Below are 15,264 nucleotides of genomic sequence, written 5' to 3'. Positions count from 1 at the left end.
ACCAGGGGACCGCGGGGCGAAGATGGGGCGACCCCGACCCGGAGGGACACCGCCGTGATCTTCGCGCCGACCGCGCTCTCCCCGCACGAGGACGCCCTGCGCCACGACGTGCGCCGCTGGCTCGCCGACACCCTCCCGGCGGACTTCCGGCCGGGTCTCGGGCTCGGCGGGCGCCACGACCCGGGGTTCAGCCGCGCCCTCGCGGGGCAGGGCTGGGTCGGGATGGCGATCCCGCGGGAGTACGGCGGCGCCGGGGCGAGCACCGTCGAGCGGTTCGTGGTGGTCGAGGAGCTGCTGGCGGCGGGTGCCCCGATCGCCGCGCACTGGATCGCCGAGCGCCAGACCGCGCCGGCGCTGCTGCGCTTCGGCACCGAGGAGCAGCGGCGGTGGTTCCTCCCGCGGATCGCGGCGGGGGAGTGCTTCTTCTCGCTGGGGATGAGCGAGCCCGACGCCGGGTCCGACCTCGCCTCGGTGCGCACCACCGCGACCCGCACCGAGGAGGGCTGGCGGGTCGACGGCACCAAGGTCTGGACGACGAACGCCCACCTCAACCACTTCGTCGTCGTGCTGTGCCGCACCTCGGCCGCGCAGGACCGCCACGCCGGGCTCTCGCAGCTGATCGTCGACCTGTCCTCGCCGGGGGTCACGGTGTCGCCGATCCCGCTGATCGACGGCGAGCTGCACGTCAACGAGGTGGTGCTCGACGGGGTCGTGGTCCCCGACGAGCGGGTGCTCGGCGAGGTCGGGCAGGGCTGGGCCCAGGTCACCGCCGAGCTGGCGCACGAGCGCTCCGGCCCCGACCGCTACCTCTCGGTGCTCGGGCTGCTGCGCGCGTTCGTGGCCGAGCACGGGAAGGACCTCGACGAGGCGGCCGCCGAGGCGTTCGGCGGGATCGCCGCGCGGCTGTGGTCGATCCGGCAGCTCTCGCTGTCGGTGGCGCGGGCGCTCGAGCAGGGCGAGGCGCCCGCGACGGAGGCGGCGCTGGTGAAGGACGTCGGGACGGTCTTCGAGCAGGAGGTGGTGGAGACGATGCGCGACCTCGCCGCGGCCGAGATCGACCCGGAGGCGGCGTCGCTGTTCGAGCGGCTGCTTGCCGAGTGCGTCCTCAACGCGCCGAGCTGGACGCTGCGCGGCGGCACCACCGAGGTCCTGCGCGGCATCGCGGCCAAGGCCCTCACCCGGGGCGGCGCGCGGTGAGCGACGAGGGCGAGGAGCTCCGGCGCGCCGTCGCCGACGTGCTCCGCGAGCGCTGCACCCCGGAGGCCCTCGAGGCGGCCGAGCGCGACGGCGAGGCCCCCGGGATCTGGACGGCGCTCGCCGAGGGCGGGTTCCCGACGGTGTCCGTGCCCGAGTCGGCGGGCGGGTCCGGCGGGTCGGTGGCGCAGGCGTGCGCGGTGCTCGAGGCCGTCGGGGCCGCGCCCGCGCCGGTCCCGGCGGCGGAGACCGGGCTGCTCGGTGGTCGGCTGCTCGCCGCGGCCGGGCTGGAGCTCCCCGAGGGCCCGGTGACGACGGCGGCCTCCCCGCGGCTGGCGTTCGACGGCGAGGTGCTGGCCGGCAGCGTCGCCCGGGTGCCCTGGGCGCGGTCGGCCGCCGCGCTCGCGGTGCTCGCGGACGCGCCGGACGGACCCGTCGTCGTGCTCGTCGACCCGGCCGCGACCGCGGTCACCCCCGGCCGGAACCTGGCCGGTGAGCCCCGCGACCACGTCGTCCTCGACGGGGTCCGCCCCCTCGCCACCGCCCCCGCCCCGCCCGGCGCCGGCGACGCGCTGCGCCGCCGCGGGGCGCTCTCGCGGGCCGCGCTGATCGCCGGGGCCGCGCGGGCCGTGGCCGGGCTGACGGTGCGCTACACCGGCGAGCGCGTGCAGTTCGGCCGGCCGGTCTCGGCGTTCCCGGCGGTGGCCGCCCACCTCGTCCGGATCGCCGAGCAGACCGAGCTCGTCGCGATGGCCGCCCGCGCTGCCGCCGCGAGCGCGGGGGAGGACGGCGAGCCGGCCGGCCTCGACGTCGCCGCGGCCGCCGCCGTCGCCTCCCGCGCGGCCGGCGAGGTGGCGGCCGCCGCGCACCAGGCGACCGGTGCCATGGGCATGACCCGCGAGTTCGCGCTCGGGGCGCTCACCCGCCGGCTGTGGTCCTGGCGCGACGAATGGGGCGGCGGGCGCCCGTGGGCGGCCGAGCTGGGTCGCGCGCTGGCCGCGGGCGGCGCGGAGGAGCTCTGGCCGACGGTGTCCCGCGGTCTCGTCAGCCCGGGCGCGGCGCGGTGACGAACCGCGCGCGGTAGCGCTCCACCAGCAGGAGCAGGGCGAACTCGACGACGACGGCCGAGACCACCAGTTCGGCGTCGAGGTAGCCCAGCGCGACGTTGACCCCGGCGAGGGCGATCACCAGGGCGGCGCGGGAGACCGTGGTGCCCCACCGGTCGCGCCCGAGGACCAGCCCGACGGCGGCCAGGAGCAGCAGCACCCCGACGACCGCTTCGCCGGCCGACGCCACCACGAGCATCGCCGGCCGGGAGCCCGGCGGGACCACGCGATCGTCGAGGACCAGCGTCGAGCCCGGCCCGCCCGCCCAGAGCACGACGAGGACCACCAGCCCCACCAGCGAGAACAGCCCGAGCAGCGCCGCGCCCGCGATGAGCAGCAGGCGGTGCGCCCACCGCGGCAGCAGGACGGCCTCGGCCCGGACCAGCGCCGCGCGGAGCGCCCGGGTCCGGTGCCCCGGCGGCTCGACCGGTGCGGCCGCGACCAGCGGCCGGACCGCGCGGGCGAGCGCGGCCAGGTCCGGCCGCGTCTGGTCGGCCGCCAGGGCGGTGAGGTCGGCGAGCAGCGCGTCCCGGGCGGCGGGGGTGAGCGGCCCGTCGGCCACGTCGGTGAGCCGCTCCGCGGCGGCGTAGGCCCGGGTGCGGGGGTGGTCGAGGTGGGTCCGCCGCGCCAGGGTCGCGAGCCCGAGCACGGCCAGGAACACCACGTAGATGATCGGGGCCGCGAGCGGGGTGAAGTAGTCGTTCGCCTGGGTGATGAACTTGCCGACCTCGTCGACGAAGAGCCCCGAGCCGACCCCCACGCACACCGCGGTCAGCGGGTGCACCCACCGGTTGCCCCACAGCAGCGCGAGCAGCCCGCCGACCAGCAGGAGCAGCCCGCCCCACAGCGCGTGGGCCAGGTGGTAGACCGAGCCGCCGATCTGCGGGTAGCCGGTCAGGACGAGGTAGAGCCGGGTGACCACGACGGTCACGCCGAAGCTCACCGCCACCAGCCGCAGGCTGCGGGCACCGTCGGGACGCTGCACCGGGGTGCGACGACGCCGGGTGCCGGGCACGGCGGTGCCGGTCTCCGTGGCCACCGGCAGCGCGCCCATGGATGTCCCCTCGTCTCCGTCCCGGCCGCACGCTAGGGGACGGCGGTGACCTCGATCCAGCTCTCGCCCCCGAAGTGGAGGGTGTTCCGGCACAGATAGGGCGGGACCGGCAGGTCGAACTGCGCCCAGCCCTCGCCCGGGCCCTTGCGCAGCAGGTCGGAGCGGCTGCCCACGTCGAGGCGCAGCCGCTCGCCGGGGGCGAGCGCCACCGGGGCCGGGGTGAGGCTGAAGCGCAGGACCACCGGCTCATCCGGGTGCAGCGGCTCGCGGTGGCCCGAGTCGACGGCGATCTCCACCGCGGTGCTCCGGGCGCCGTCCTCGGTGCGCGCGACCGGGCGGATCGCGCCCATCCCGAGCTGGTGGCGCTCGCCGGCGGCGTCGATCCGCGACAGGCGCGCGATCACGTAGGAGTCGATCTCGTTGCAGCTGAACGTGAACCGGGCGGTGACCGCCCCGACCAGCCGGGTCGGCTCGGTGACGCCGAGCTCGAAGGACAGCAGCTGGTTGGCGAGCTCGTCGAGACCGCCGAGCACCGGGACGCCGCGGGGGACGGCGGCCCAGGAGTTCGACCCGGCCCCGGTCGGCTCGGTCGCGAGCCGGTGGGTGACGTGGTCGGCGCCGGCGGAGCCGAGGTACAGGCGGGTGACGGTGCCCTCGGGCGGCGGGAAGTCGTGCGCGGTCCCGAAGGCCCCGGCGCCGTCCTCGCCCGCCCCGTCCGTCCAGTACCGCACCCGGGGCTGCTCGCCGTAGCCGTTGTCGAGCCCGTGCACCACGTGGTCGAAGAACGCGAGCGCCTCGCCCTGCCACGCGTAGACCGGCAGGTCGTACTCCGGGGGCCCGAGGACCAGCCACCGCCGGTCGGCCGGCGTGCCCGCGTTCTCGAACAGGTCGTAGCTGCCGAACTGGTGCAGGTTCCAGTACGACAGGTTCTGGACGACCGCGAACGGCACCTCGATCCGGTCCAGCACGCCGGTGGAGCCCTCCGGGATCGACGACTCGGCCCGGGTCTTCTCGTCGAACATCCAGTGCGCGTAGATCCCGCGGACGTCCTCGACCGGGGTGGCCGCCATGAACCTCCCGAACATCGTGTCCACCTCGCGGTGGACGAGCTTCCCGAGCAGCGGGTGGAGCGGGCCGTTGGTGACGTGGCTGATCGCCGCGCGGGCCGGCTCGGGGAGACGTCGGTCGTAGTTCGCCGCGGTGAAGTTCGCGCCCATCCACACCGAGAGGAAGAAGCTGCCGGGCACGCCGCCGTACTGGACGAGGTGGCGGAAGAAGTCGGTGCACATCTCGTTGGCGAAGAACGCCCTGAGCGCCGGGGGCCGCCGGGCGGCGACGAGCGGTTGGGTCATGCCGTAGTAGGAGGTGCCGAACAGCACGACCTCCCCGGAGCACCACGGTTGCGCGGCCGCCCAGGCGATCACGGCCTCGTGGTCGTCGACGTCCTGCGGGTCGAAGAACATCACCTGCTCGCCCGTCGAGCGCCCCATCCCGCGGCGCTCGACGACGACCGGGGCGTAGCCGCGGTCGGTGAAGACCGGCGGCGACCCGATCTCGTTCGAGCCGGTCGGGACGCCCGCCGTGTGGGTCTCGGTGCTGTAGGCCCCGAACGACACCACGGCCGGGTACCGGCCCGGGGTCTCCGGGAGGTAGACGTCGGCGTTCAGCTCGGCGCCGCCGGCGACCGGGACGCGCTGCCCGGGCAGGGCGCGGCAGCCCAGCCCGGAGTGCACCGACCCGCGGGGTTCCCAGCCCGCGTACTGGGGTCCGGCCGTCGAGGGCTTCAGCGGGATGCGCAGGTCCACGGTCGTCTCACTCCTCGGGCTCGGGCGGGTGGGTGAGGAACTCGGTGAGCAGCGCGTCTCGGGGCGATGTCATGGGCGGGGGTCGCGGGCCGGTTCGGCGAGGGCCCGGCGTGGTGGATCAACCCAAATTGCGGCTCCCGGCACGGTCCGTCAACGGAGCGGACTGGCACGCAGCGGAATTCGGCTCCGACATCACCCGCCCGGCGCAACGATCAACCGCGCTGTGCGTCTGCACATGCGTACCGTGAGAGGCACAATGTTCAACTGATCCGAGAGCGTGTCGGACGGGCGGGAGGCCGTGGTGCTGCAGTGCTGCCCCAACGGGACCCGCCCCACCGAGGGCGTGTCCCCGGCGCTGCCGACCAACCCCGACGAGCTCGCGCGGGACGCCGGCGCGGTCGCCCCGCTCGGGGTGCGGAGCTTCCACGTGCACCCCCGTGACCCGCAGGGTCGGGAGTCGCTCGACCCCGCCGTCGTCGGCACCACCGTGGCGGCGATCCGGCGGGCCGCCCCCGGTCTCGAGATCGGCGTCCCGCTGGCCCGGTGGGTGGAGCCGAACGCGTTCCGCCGCACCCAGCTGGTGCAGGAGTGGGCGGGCCTGCCGCAGCACGCGCGGCCCGACGTCGTCGCCGTGAACGTCCACGAGCGCGGGTGGGAGACCATCTGCGAGGCGGTGGCCTCCGTCGGCCTGGGCATCGAGCTCGGGGTGTGGACCACGGGCGACGCGGTCCAGCTGCGCCTCGCCGGGGTGCCGCTGAACACGGTGCGGGTGACCGTCGAGGTGACGGTGACCGATCCCGACTCGGCGGTGGCCGAGGCGGTCCGGCTGCTGCGGGCGCTGCGTCCGATGCCGGTGCCGATCCTGCTGCACGGCGAGGAGAGCGGCGCCTGGCCGGTGCTCGACTACGCCCGCCGCCAGGGCTTCGACACCCGGATCGGGTTCGAGGACACGCTGACCGGCCCGGACGGCGTGTGGTCGGCCACCGGCAACGAGGAGCTCGTCCGCTACGCGCTGGGCCAGCCGGTGACGCCGCGGTACGACGGGTACGAGGGGTACGAGGACAACGGCCGCCGCCCCCGGCGGGGCCTGCTCGGGGGACTCGGCTTCGGCCGGTCCCGCGCCTCGCACCGGGGCTGAGCCGCCGGGGCCGCCCGGCGTGACCGCTGCCGCACGGCACGATTGCGCCCTCGCGATCGGCGGGTACTGCCTGGCTTCGTCATGGACACCGCGTCGCTGCGCAGCAGAGCCCCTCTCCGCGTCCCCCACGATCGGTGGGCGTCGTGACGGGTCAGGAGATGGCCGAGACGAGCTCGACCGACCGCCGCCGGTGGTGGGCTCTCACGGTCTGCATGGCGGCCGGCGTCATGATCTTCATCGACGTCAGCATCGTCAACGTCGCGCTGCCGTCGCTGCAGCAGGGGCTGGGCGCGAGCTCGGCGGAGCTGTCGTGGGTGGTCGCGGGGTACGCGCTGACGTTCGGGCTGCTGCTCGTCCCGGGCGGCCGGCTCGGGGACGCCCGCGGCCGGAAGCGGATGTTCGTCGCCGGGCTGGTGGCGTTCGCGGCGGCCAGCGTGCTTGCCGGCCTGGCGCCCGCGGCCTGGGTGCTCGTCGTCGCCCGGCTGCTGCAGGGCGCGGCCGGCGGGGCGCTCAACCCACAGATCCTCGGGCTGATCCAGACGATGTTCTCCGGCCGCGAGCGCGGCAAGGCCTTCGGCGTCTTCGGGGCGGTGAACGCCTCGTCGACGGCGATCGGGCCGCTGATCGGCGGCCTGCTGATCCAGCTTGGGGGTCCCGACGCCGGGTGGCGGTTCGTCTTCCTGGTGAACCTGCCCTTCGGGATCGCGGCGCTGCTCTTCGCGCGGCGGCTGCTGCCCGACGACGACCCACCCGAGCAGCGGTCGCACACCTCCCTCGACCCGCTGGGCGCGCTCCTGCTCGGCCTGTCGGTCGTCGCGGTGATGGTGCCGATCGTGCTCTCGGAGAGCTCGGGGCCGTCCCGCTCGCCGTGGTGGCTGCTCGGGCCCGCCGCCGTGCTCTTCGCGGCCTTCGTCGGGTGGGAGCGCCGGTTCGCCCGGCGGGGGGCGACCCCGCTGGTGACCGGGCGGGTGCTGCGCCGGCCCGGCTACGCCCTGGGCACCGCCCTGGGCTCGCTGTACATCGGCGGCTCCACCGCGATCTTCTTCGTGCTCACCGTGTTCTTCCAGCGCGGGCTCGGCTACTCGCCGATCGAGTCCGGGCTCTCGACGATGCCCTACGCCATCGGGTCGGCGGTGGCGGCGGCGATCGGCGGCCGGGTGGTGACCCGGCTCGGCCGTCCCCTCGTGGTCGCGGGCTCGGTGGTGATGCTCGTCGGTCTCGGCGCCGCCGCGCTGCTGCTCTCCGGGGACGCGGGGCCGCACGCCGGCCTCGTCGTCGCGGGGCCGCTGCTGGTCGCGGGGCTCGGCAGCGGCATGGTGATCACGCCGAACCAGACGCTCACCCTCGCCGACGTCCCGACCGACCAGGGCGGCACGGCCGCGGGCATGCAGCAGACGGCCCAGCGCATCATGTCCTCGCTGGGCATCGCGGTGGTCGCGGCGGTCTTCTACGCCACGCTCGCCGGGACGGGCGAGGACTACGGGACGGCGATCGCGGTCGGGCTGACCGTGACCCTGGGGCTCGTCTCCGCGTCGTTCCTGCTCGGCGTCGTGGATCTCCTCGTGCGCCGCCGGCGGCGGCACCGGGAGGAGGCCCACCCGGTGCAGGACCACCAGGGCGCGCCCGGGCCGGCACCCGCCGTCGGGAAATCGCGCTGAGGAGGGTGAGCGCCCGTCACACCGGCTTGACCGGCGCTCACCCGGGGTGGTTGTGTCGATCTATGGCACCGGAGGGCACGTTGGTCACGCGTGACCACGTCGACCTCTGCCGTGTCTGGTCCTCCTCCTGTCGGTGAGCGCCGCGCCGCCCGCTCACCGCACCCCCCCTTCTCCGAGGAGACCCCTGTGTCCGAGACGTCCGTGTCCTTCACCCCGCGTGGCGCCGCCGTCGCCACGTTCCTCACCCATCTCGACGCCCTCGTGCAGCGCGAGGTGACCGCGGTCGACGCGGGCGCCGGGCGCTGGGAGCTCGAGGCCGAGCGCATCGCCGCCGAGGTCGCCGGCGCCCTCGGGGCCCTGCGCTCCGACCTGCAGCGTCATCGGACGGCGTTCGCCGGCGACTGAGCGGGCGCGCCGGAGCCGGCGCGACCCGACCCATGCTGCAGGCGCTAGGCAGTTGATCATCGATTCACGCACATCGTGCGACGTGCCGATTCCCTTGATCAACTGCCTAGCGTGCCCGGCCCTGGGCCGGGTCGAGCTGCACGGTGAGGTGGACCAGGCCGTCGTCGCCGCGGCGGGCGACGGCGTGACCGGTGCGGTCGACGCCGTCGAGCCGGATGGCCAGTGGGTGGCCTCCGCCGGTGAAGTTGCGCCACCACCGCTTCTGGTCGGGGAGCGCGACGCCGAGGCGGACCTCGTCGCCCTCGTGCTCGTACCCGACGACGAGGCTGTGGACGGTGCCCGACCGGCGCCCGCGGTAGGTGATCACCGTGAGGGTGCCCCCGACGAGGCGGCGTCCCCACGAGGACGCGACCACCGGGCGGGCCACCGTGCTCACCGCGGCCGCCAGTCGCCGGAACGCGCTCACGTCCGCGACGCTACGCCGTGGGCCTCGGAGCGCGCCGTTCCTCGGCCAGGGGGGCGCGCGGGCGCTCTCCCTGCGCCGGAGATCACCGGGACGTGGTGGTCGCGGCGCCCGGCCCGCTGGACCATGACGCCCCGGTGGTCATGGTGCGCCGGTGCCGGACCCCAGGTCAGGCTGCGCGGCGTCTTCTGACGGTCGCTTCAGAGCAGGAGCACGACGACCACGACGGCGGCGAGCAGGAGCAGCGCCACGACCAGCGCCGGTGTCCCGATCCCGCCCAGCTGCGAGGGGCGGAGGCGTTCCGGCGGTTCGTGGTCCGCGGCGGAACCGCGCTGACCCGCTCGCCCCGTCGAGAAGTTCGTGAACGAGTCGCCGCCCATGCCCGGTCCGCCCGTCATGACCGAACCGTACGGGCAGGCACAACCCCTCGACCGTCCTGCGCTGGTACGGTCACCGGTACTGAAGAGTCGTCGACAGTACCGATAGGGCGGGAAAGCCGTGAGCGCATCGCTGAAGGGCCGCACGATCGTCATGTCCGGCGGGAGCCGCGGCATCGGGCTGGCCATCCTCCTGGCGGCCGCGAGGGCCGGTGCGAACGCCGTCCTGCTCGCCAAGACCGACCAGCCCGACCCGCGCCTGCCCGGCACCGTCCACACCGCGGTCGAGGAGATCGAGCAGGCGGGGGGCCAGGCGGTCGCCGTCGTCGGGGACGTGCGCGAGGAGGAGGACGTCACCCGCGCCGTCGAGACGGCGGCCGAGCGCTTCGGCGGCGTCGACATCGTCGTCAACAACGCCTCCGCGCTGAACCTCACGGGCACGCTCGAGCTGACCCCGAAGCGCTACGACCTCATGCAGCAGATCAACTCCAAGGGCACCTTCCAGCTCACCCGGGCCGCGCTGCCGCACCTGTTCTCGTCCGAGGACCCGCAGATCGTCACGCTCGGGCCGCCGATCAACCTCGCGCCGGAGTGGCTGGGCAAGTTCCCGTCGTACGCGCTGTCGAAGTACGGCATGACGCTGCTGACCCTCGGCTTCGCCGCCGAGTTCGCCGACCGCGGGGTGCGCGCCAACTGCCTGTGGCCGCAGACGACGATCTCCACCGCCGCCGTGCAGAACCTCCTCGGGGGCGACGCCGCCTCCCGCCGGGCCCGCTCGCCGGAGATCATGGGCGATGCCGCGGTCGCCCTGCTCACCGACCCGCAGCGCCCCACCGGGGAGGTGTTCCTCGACGTCGAGGCCCTCCGCCGGGCGGGGACGACGGACCTCTCGCCCTACGGCGGCGGCGAGGACCTCGAGCTGGACTTCTTCGTCGACGAGTTCTAGCCGACCGGCCGGATCGTCAGGGTCCGGATCCGCTCGCCGTCGTGGCCGAACGCGAAGGCGAGCGTCACCGGGCTGCCGGGGAAGTCGCCGCTGATGACGACGAGGGCCCGGTGGCCGTCGGCGGTCGGCTCGACGTCGCGGACGTCGTAGGTCACCGGGGGCACGGACGTGCGCCAGGCGCGGACGGCTCCGATGCCGCGGTGGACGTGACCCTCGTCCTCGACGACGGCGTCGTCGGCGAACTGGGCGAAGTACGCCTCGAGGTCCTCCGCGGCGGCGAGGACGAAGTAGCGGGTGACGAGGTCCTGGGTCGTGGTCATGGCGACCACGCTGGGGTCTCCCGCCGGGGGAGGGTCCAGGCTCGTCGTCGTGAGCGCGTGGTTGAGCATCGGCGAGTTCGCCACGGTGACGCACCTGAGCGTGAAGACGCTGCGCCACTACCACGAGGCCGGGCTGCTCGAGCCCGAGCGGATCGACCCGCACTCGGGGTACCGGTACTACTCGACGCGGCAGGTCCCGACCGCACAGGTCATCCGCCGGTTCCGCGACCTCGACATGCCCGTGCGCGACGTCGCCCGCCTGCTCGCCACCGGTGACGTCGATGAGCGCTCCGCGCTGATCGCCGAGCACCTCCGGCGCCTCGAGCAGCGCCTGGCCGCGACCACCGACGCCGTCGGCGCGCTGCAGCGGCTCCTCGCGCCCGACCCGCCCCGGCTCGAGGTCGTCCACCGGCGGGAGCCGGCCCGGCGGGTGACGGCGGTCGAGGGCGACGTCGCCCTCGACGACGTCCTGGACTGGTACGGGGCCGCCACGGCGGAGATCGACGCGGCCGTCGCGGCCGCCGGAGCCCACCGCGCCGGACCGCCCGGCGGGCTCTACGACAACGCGCTGTTCACCGACGGAGCGGGCCACGCCGTCGTGTTCGTGCCCACCGACGTCGACGTGCGCGCCGGGCGCGTCCACCCGGTCGACCTCGGCGCGCGCGAGCTCGCCGTGACGGTGCACCACGGCCCGCACGACGACATCGACCTCACCTACGGCGCGCTCGGCGCCCACCTCGCCGAGCACGCGCTCGTCGTCGACGGCCCGGTCCACGAGACCTACCTGGTCGGCCCGCCCGACACCGACGACGCCGCCGCGTGGCGCACCGAGATCGGCTGGCCGGTGTTCGCGACGGGTCCGGACAGCCGAGGAATCCGACCGGGCGCGTAGCCCGCGTCCCGAACGGTTACACGACCGTGAGCGGCCTGCTGGACCGATCACGACGAGAAACCCGACGACTTCGAGGGCAGGCCGACTGGAGGCAGACGGTGGACGCCGTCGAGTTCGAGAGAATCAGTTATCCCGCCGACGCCGGGGAGTCCGCGCACATCCGCGAGGCCGTGCGGACGTGGCTCGACTCCTCGAAGGTCCCGGACGACGTGTCGCACGGCATGGTGCTCGCGGTCAGCGAGGCGATCGACAACGTCGTCGCGCACGCCTATCCCGAGGGCGCCGCGGTCACGGGGCCCGCCACCATCGACCTCACGATGGTCCTCGACGAGAGCGACGTCGTCGTCACGGTCGCCGACCACGGGCTGTGGACGGAGCCCACGAGCACCGACCTCGAGCACGACGCGACCGGACGCCCGGCCCGGCACGGCCGCGGGATCATCCTCATGAACACCCACGTCGACGAGGTCGCCATCCGCCACGACCGCGACGGGACCTCGGTCCTCCTGCGCGCCCGGCTCTCCCCCGAGGACGCCTGAGCAGGCGGCGGTGAGTCAGACCGCGGTGACCGCGACGGTGTGCCAGCCGGTGGCACCGTCGGGGTCGGGTGGGGCCGGCGTCGGGTCCTGGGTGGCGCCGGTCGCGTCGGTGGCGCGGACCTGCAGGGAGCGGGCGCCGGGCGGGAGAACGAGCACCGCGCGCCACATCCGCCAGGTGTCGACCGAGACGTCGGTGGCGAGCTCGGCCGTCTGCCAGGGCCCCGCGTCGGCGCGGACCTCGACGTGCACGATCCCCCGGTGCTGCGCCCACGCCGTGCCGGCCACGGTGACCCGCCCGGCCGGCACCCGGGCGCCGTCGCGCGGCACGTCGATGCGGGACTGGGTCTTGATCGGGGCCCGGGCCGACCAGCCGCGCTGCTGCCAGTAGGACTGGAAGGCGTCGTAGGTCGTGAGCTCCATGTCGGTGATCCACTTGCACGCGGACACGTAGCCGTAGAGCCCGGGCACGACCATCCGCACCGGGAAGCCGTGCTCGATCGGCAGCGGCTGCCCGTTCATCCCGAGCGCGAGCATGGCGTCGCGGCCGTCGGTGCAGGCTGCGACGGGGGTCCCCGTCGTGAAGCCGTCGACGCTGGTCGAGGCGATCTGGTCGCCCCCGTCGTGCACCCCGGCCTCGGCCAGCAGGTCGCGCAGCGGCACGCCGACGAAGACGGCGTTGGAGACGAGGTCGCCGCCCACCTCGTTCGACACGCAGGTGAGCGTGACCGGCGCCTGGAGGCGGGCGCGGCGGCGGAGGTCGTCGTAGTCCAGGACGATCTCCCGGTCGACCAGGCCGTGGATCCGCAACCGGTAGTCCGCCGTCGAGAGCTGCGGGACCTGCAGCGCGGTGTCGATCCGGTAGAAGTCGGCGTTCGCGGTGAGCCACCGCGGGCCCCCGGAGGACGCGAAGTCGGCGCCCGCGGGCGGTGCGGCCGGGGTGGGCAGCGGACCCACGGCGTCGCGGGAGGCCTCGACGGCGGCCGCCGCGGCGAGCCGGCGCCCGAGGTACCCCGTGATGCCGGCGCCGACGAGCGCGGCCGCCATCCCGAGCAGGAGGTGCCGGCGGGCATCGTCGGCGCGGACGGCCCGGGCGGTGCCCGTCGCGGCCGTGGCTGCAGTGACCCTGGCCGTGGCCGCCCGGCGGGCGAGCGCGTGCAGCCCGGCGGCGGCCGCCGCTCCGGCGACGAGGGCCGCGCACGGGGCGACGAGGTAGGCGGGCGTCACCGACGGCTCAGCGAGCGCGCACGTCACGCTGACCAGCCCGAGTACGACGACGAGCGCGAGGGCCGGGAACGGGGAGCGTCGGGACGCGAGCCCGCCGGCGACGGCGACGCCGGTGATCACGACGGCCATGCCGGCGAGCAGCACCTGCTTGTCGTGCACCCCGAAGGCGCCCACCGCGGCGTCCTTGAGCCACTCCGGGGTCAGTCGGATCGCCTGGTCGCCGACCGCGAGGAGCGGCGAGGACGGCGGGGACACGAGCGCCGCGACGAGGTCGCCGACGCCGAGGGCGAGCGCCACGGCGAGCACGCCGAGGGCGGCGGCGACCCGCCGCGACAGGACCGGCCCGGGGGCTTCCGGCGCCCGTTCGGCCGGCGGCTCGAGGTCGGTGGTCACGCCGGGCCTTCGTGGTGGGCATCGGCCGGGTTCACGGCGGCCGGGTCCACGGCGGCCGGGTCCACGGCGGCGGGGGTCACGACTCGGGTCGTGCGGCGTCGCGGAGCGCCCGCAGCGCCCCGAGGGCGGCGGCCCGGGCGACCTCGTCGCCGACGAGGCCGTCGTCGCCCACCGCGTCGCGGGTCAGTGGGAGCCGCAGGCACGCGTCCTCGACGACGTGGGCTCCGACGTAGCCGAGCACCCTCGCCAGGGAGGCGTGCGCGTCGGCGCCGCCGCTCGGTGCGGCCGGCCCCGCGACGTTGAGCCACCCGACCGGCTTGCCGCTGATCGACCGGGGATCGGCGTCCCCGACGGTCCAGTCGAGGAGGTTCTTGAACGCCCCGGGCAGGGCGCCGGCGTACTCGGGCGTGCAGAAGAGCAGGGCGTCCGCGTCGTGGACGGCGGCCCGGAGACGGGCGACGGGCGCGGGCAGCGGCTCGTGGTCGTCGTCGGGGTTGAACGCGGGCAGCGCCGCGAGCCCGTCGAAGATCGCGGTGTCGAGCTCGGGCGGCGCGAGCGCGTGCACCGTCCGGAGCGCCGCGGTGTTCGTCGAGCCGCTCCGGGTGCTGCCCGAGATCAGCAACGTGTCCACGGACGGGATCCTCCTCGGGTCGCGTCCGCCGCCGGTAGGGGCCCGGTCGGTACCGCGTGCTTCCGAGGGTGTTCGGCCGGGTGCCGGTCCGGGCGCGGCGCTCGGCCCAACCTCCCCGCGTGTCGCGGTGGGCCCCGCACCACGGGGTCGGCCGAGGTCGTTGACGGCTGCACACCGACGCACCGCGCCGCGCGGGAGCGGGCCGTGGCGGAGAGGGCTGATCAGCGATGGGTGACCCCGACGAGCACGGCCACGAGCCGGCGTCGGGTCACGTCGTGTGGCACCAGGAGCTGATCTGCCCGAGCCCCCGGTGCCGCGGCCGGCGCAGGACGTTCCCGCCGGGGGTGCTGATCGAGGACGGTGACCGCGAGCGCCGGACCTGCCCGGTGTGCGGCACCGACGTCAAGGTCCCGGCGTTCTATCGGCGGTGACCGCGGAGCCCTGGGACGGGATCTCGGGCTCGGTGAATCCTCCCGAACCGTTCACCAGCCGCCAGGCGCTCACGACGGGCGATTCCCCAGAGGTGCGCAGGTGCTCGGCCCACGTGGCGGCGGCTTCGGGGAACGGTAGTCGGTGGCGTTCCACCAGCACCCCGACGGCGACGGCGGCCGCTTCTGCGGCACCGTCGTGCTCGGTGGCGCCGATGACCGCCGCGCGGACCCATTCCGGCTCGGTCGCGCCGCCCTCCTCGTCGTCGTGGCCGGTCACGACGGCGTACGCGGTGGCCCGGAAGTCCCGCCCGGAGCGGACGGCCGCTTCCGTGATCCGGTGCAGCGCCTGGGGAACGCCGAGGTGGTGGCGCTCCATGAGAATCCCCGACGCCACCAGCAGGACTTCCAGATCGCTCAACCGATCGGTCGCCATCGGCACCGCCTCGAATTGCGGATGATGGCCACTGCATACGGTATCTGGATAGTGCAGTCAACATTCTGGGCGTGCGTGTCATTGCGGCGCGGGGTCGTCGGCGGGGAAGCGCTCGATCGCGGTCTGCAGGGCCGGCTCGCCGAGGGCGGAGAGGTGGTCGCCGGGCATGGGGACGTACCGGCCGTGGGGGACGCGCCGGCGAGCGCCTCCGCCGTCTCCGCCCGGGTGTCGTCGTCCTCCCACCCAGTCCCACGC

The 15,264-nt window shown here is 75.2% G+C and carries 17 protein-coding genes; 9 read left to right on the top strand and 8 right to left on the bottom strand.

Features of this window, described 5'->3' with window-relative positions; genetic code table 11:
- The first annotated feature begins 54 nt into the window (after positions 1-54).
- Positions 55-1,197: an acyl-CoA dehydrogenase family protein gene (locus HH311_RS02095; protein WP_169181911.1), complete on the top strand. Its 1,143-nt coding sequence runs from the start codon at positions 55-57 to the stop codon at positions 1,195-1,197.
- Positions 1,194-2,261, top strand: coding sequence for an acyl-CoA dehydrogenase family protein (locus HH311_RS02090; protein WP_169181910.1), 1,068 nt, complete (start codon positions 1,194-1,196; stop codon positions 2,259-2,261). Before HH311_RS02095 ends, HH311_RS02090 begins: the two co-directional genes overlap by 4 nt.
- Here the strand turns inward: HH311_RS02090 and HH311_RS02085 are convergent.
- Together HH311_RS02085 and HH311_RS02080 are read right to left on the bottom strand one after the other, a co-directional pair.
- Positions 2,239-3,354 (bottom strand): hypothetical protein, encoded by a 1,116-nt coding sequence (locus tag HH311_RS02085; protein WP_169181909.1) that lies wholly within the window; start codon positions 3,352-3,354, stop codon positions 2,239-2,241. The genes HH311_RS02090 and HH311_RS02085 overlap by 23 nt on opposite strands.
- A gap of 32 nt (positions 3,355-3,386) precedes the next feature.
- Complete coding sequence (locus HH311_RS02080) at positions 3,387-5,159, bottom strand: CocE/NonD family hydrolase (protein ID WP_312029886.1); 1,773 nt, start codon at positions 5,157-5,159, stop codon at positions 3,387-3,389.
- A gap of 277 nt (positions 5,160-5,436) precedes the next feature.
- Between HH311_RS02080 and HH311_RS02075 the strand changes: the two genes are divergently transcribed.
- From HH311_RS02075 to HH311_RS02065, 3 genes are all read left to right on the top strand, one after another.
- Positions 5,437-6,297, top strand: a complete 861-nt coding sequence (locus tag HH311_RS02075; protein ID WP_312029885.1) for a 3-keto-5-aminohexanoate cleavage protein — start codon at positions 5,437-5,439, stop codon at positions 6,295-6,297.
- Between the two features lie 143 nt (positions 6,298-6,440).
- Positions 6,441-7,955 carry an MFS transporter gene (locus HH311_RS02070; protein ID WP_312029884.1) on the top strand — a complete coding sequence of 505 codons (1,515 nt, stop codon included), beginning with the start codon at positions 6,441-6,443 and terminating at the stop codon, positions 7,953-7,955.
- Positions 7,956-8,141: 186 nt separating this feature from the next.
- Positions 8,142-8,360, top strand: coding sequence for a hypothetical protein (locus HH311_RS02065; protein ID WP_169181908.1), 219 nt, complete (start codon positions 8,142-8,144; stop codon positions 8,358-8,360).
- Between the two features lie 106 nt (positions 8,361-8,466).
- Here HH311_RS02065 and HH311_RS02060 read toward each other — a convergent pair whose 3' ends face one another.
- Positions 8,467-8,826: a hypothetical protein gene (locus HH311_RS02060; protein WP_169181907.1), complete on the bottom strand. Its 360-nt coding sequence runs from the start codon at positions 8,824-8,826 to the stop codon at positions 8,467-8,469.
- Positions 8,827-9,023: 197 nt separating this feature from the next.
- Positions 9,024-9,221 carry a hypothetical protein gene (locus HH311_RS02055; protein ID WP_169181906.1) on the bottom strand — a complete coding sequence of 66 codons (198 nt, stop codon included), beginning with the start codon at positions 9,219-9,221 and terminating at the stop codon, positions 9,024-9,026.
- A gap of 100 nt (positions 9,222-9,321) precedes the next feature.
- Here HH311_RS02055 and HH311_RS02050 point away from each other — a divergent pair, with 100 nt between their 5' ends.
- A complete protein-coding gene (locus HH311_RS02050; protein WP_312029883.1) occupies positions 9,322-10,146 on the top strand; it encodes an SDR family oxidoreductase in 825 nt (274 codons plus the stop codon).
- Here the strand turns inward: HH311_RS02050 and HH311_RS02045 are convergent.
- Positions 10,143-10,466, bottom strand: a complete 324-nt coding sequence (locus HH311_RS02045; RefSeq protein WP_169181905.1) for a nuclear transport factor 2 family protein — start codon at positions 10,464-10,466, stop codon at positions 10,143-10,145. The two genes, HH311_RS02050 and HH311_RS02045, sit on opposite strands and share 4 nt — an antisense overlap.
- Before the next feature lie 49 nt (positions 10,467-10,515).
- On the opposite strand from HH311_RS02045, the gene HH311_RS02040 reads away from it, so the two are divergent.
- Positions 10,516-11,358: a MerR family transcriptional regulator gene (locus HH311_RS02040; RefSeq protein WP_312029882.1), complete on the top strand. Its 843-nt coding sequence runs from the start codon at positions 10,516-10,518 to the stop codon at positions 11,356-11,358.
- A gap of 98 nt (positions 11,359-11,456) precedes the next feature.
- Positions 11,457-11,897, top strand: a complete 441-nt coding sequence (locus HH311_RS02035) for an ATP-binding protein (RefSeq protein WP_169181903.1) — start codon at positions 11,457-11,459, stop codon at positions 11,895-11,897.
- Between the two features lie 15 nt (positions 11,898-11,912).
- Here the strand turns inward: HH311_RS02035 and HH311_RS02030 are convergent, their stop codons facing one another.
- Positions 11,913-13,514, bottom strand: coding sequence for a molybdopterin-dependent oxidoreductase (locus HH311_RS02030; RefSeq protein WP_312029881.1), 1,602 nt, complete (start codon positions 13,512-13,514; stop codon positions 11,913-11,915).
- 76 nt (positions 13,515-13,590) lie between these two features.
- Positions 13,591-14,145 carry an NADPH-dependent FMN reductase gene (locus HH311_RS02025; RefSeq protein WP_169181902.1) on the bottom strand — a complete coding sequence of 185 codons (555 nt, stop codon included), beginning with the start codon at positions 14,143-14,145 and terminating at the stop codon, positions 13,591-13,593.
- 227 nt (positions 14,146-14,372) lie between these two features.
- Between HH311_RS02025 and HH311_RS02020 the strand changes: the two genes are divergently transcribed.
- A complete protein-coding gene (locus HH311_RS02020) occupies positions 14,373-14,576 on the top strand; it encodes a hypothetical protein (RefSeq protein WP_169181901.1) in 204 nt (67 codons plus the stop codon).
- On the opposite strand, the gene HH311_RS02015 is transcribed toward HH311_RS02020, so the two are convergent.
- On the bottom strand, positions 14,548-14,994 hold the full coding sequence (locus HH311_RS02015) for an ANTAR domain-containing protein (protein ID WP_169181900.1): 447 nt from the start codon (positions 14,992-14,994) through the stop codon (positions 14,548-14,550). The genes HH311_RS02020 and HH311_RS02015 overlap by 29 nt on opposite strands.
- Positions 14,995-15,264: the final 270 nt, after the last annotated feature.

Source organism: Actinomycetospora sp. TBRC 11914 (assembly GCF_012933465.1).
In the GTDB taxonomy this organism is placed as follows: domain Bacteria; phylum Actinomycetota; class Actinomycetes; order Mycobacteriales; family Pseudonocardiaceae; genus Actinomycetospora.
Note: the sequence above shows the minus strand (reverse complement) of the source record. Positions and strands in the feature narration are given on the sequence as shown.

Excerpts from the sequence above, each read along its gene's own strand:
- HH311_RS02055 (WP_169181906.1), bottom strand. The coding sequence starts at position 9,221 with ATGACGGGCGGACCGGGCATGGGCGGCGACTCGTTCACGAACTTCTCG.
- HH311_RS02085 (WP_169181909.1), bottom strand. The coding sequence starts at position 3,354 with ATGGGCGCGCTGCCGGTGGCCACGGAGACCGGCACCGCCGTGCCCGGC.
- HH311_RS02020 (WP_169181901.1), top strand. The coding sequence starts at position 14,373 with ATGGGTGACCCCGACGAGCACGGCCACGAGCCGGCGTCGGGTCACGTC.
- HH311_RS02045 (WP_169181905.1), bottom strand. The coding sequence starts at position 10,466 with ATGACCACGACCCAGGACCTCGTCACCCGCTACTTCGTCCTCGCCGCC.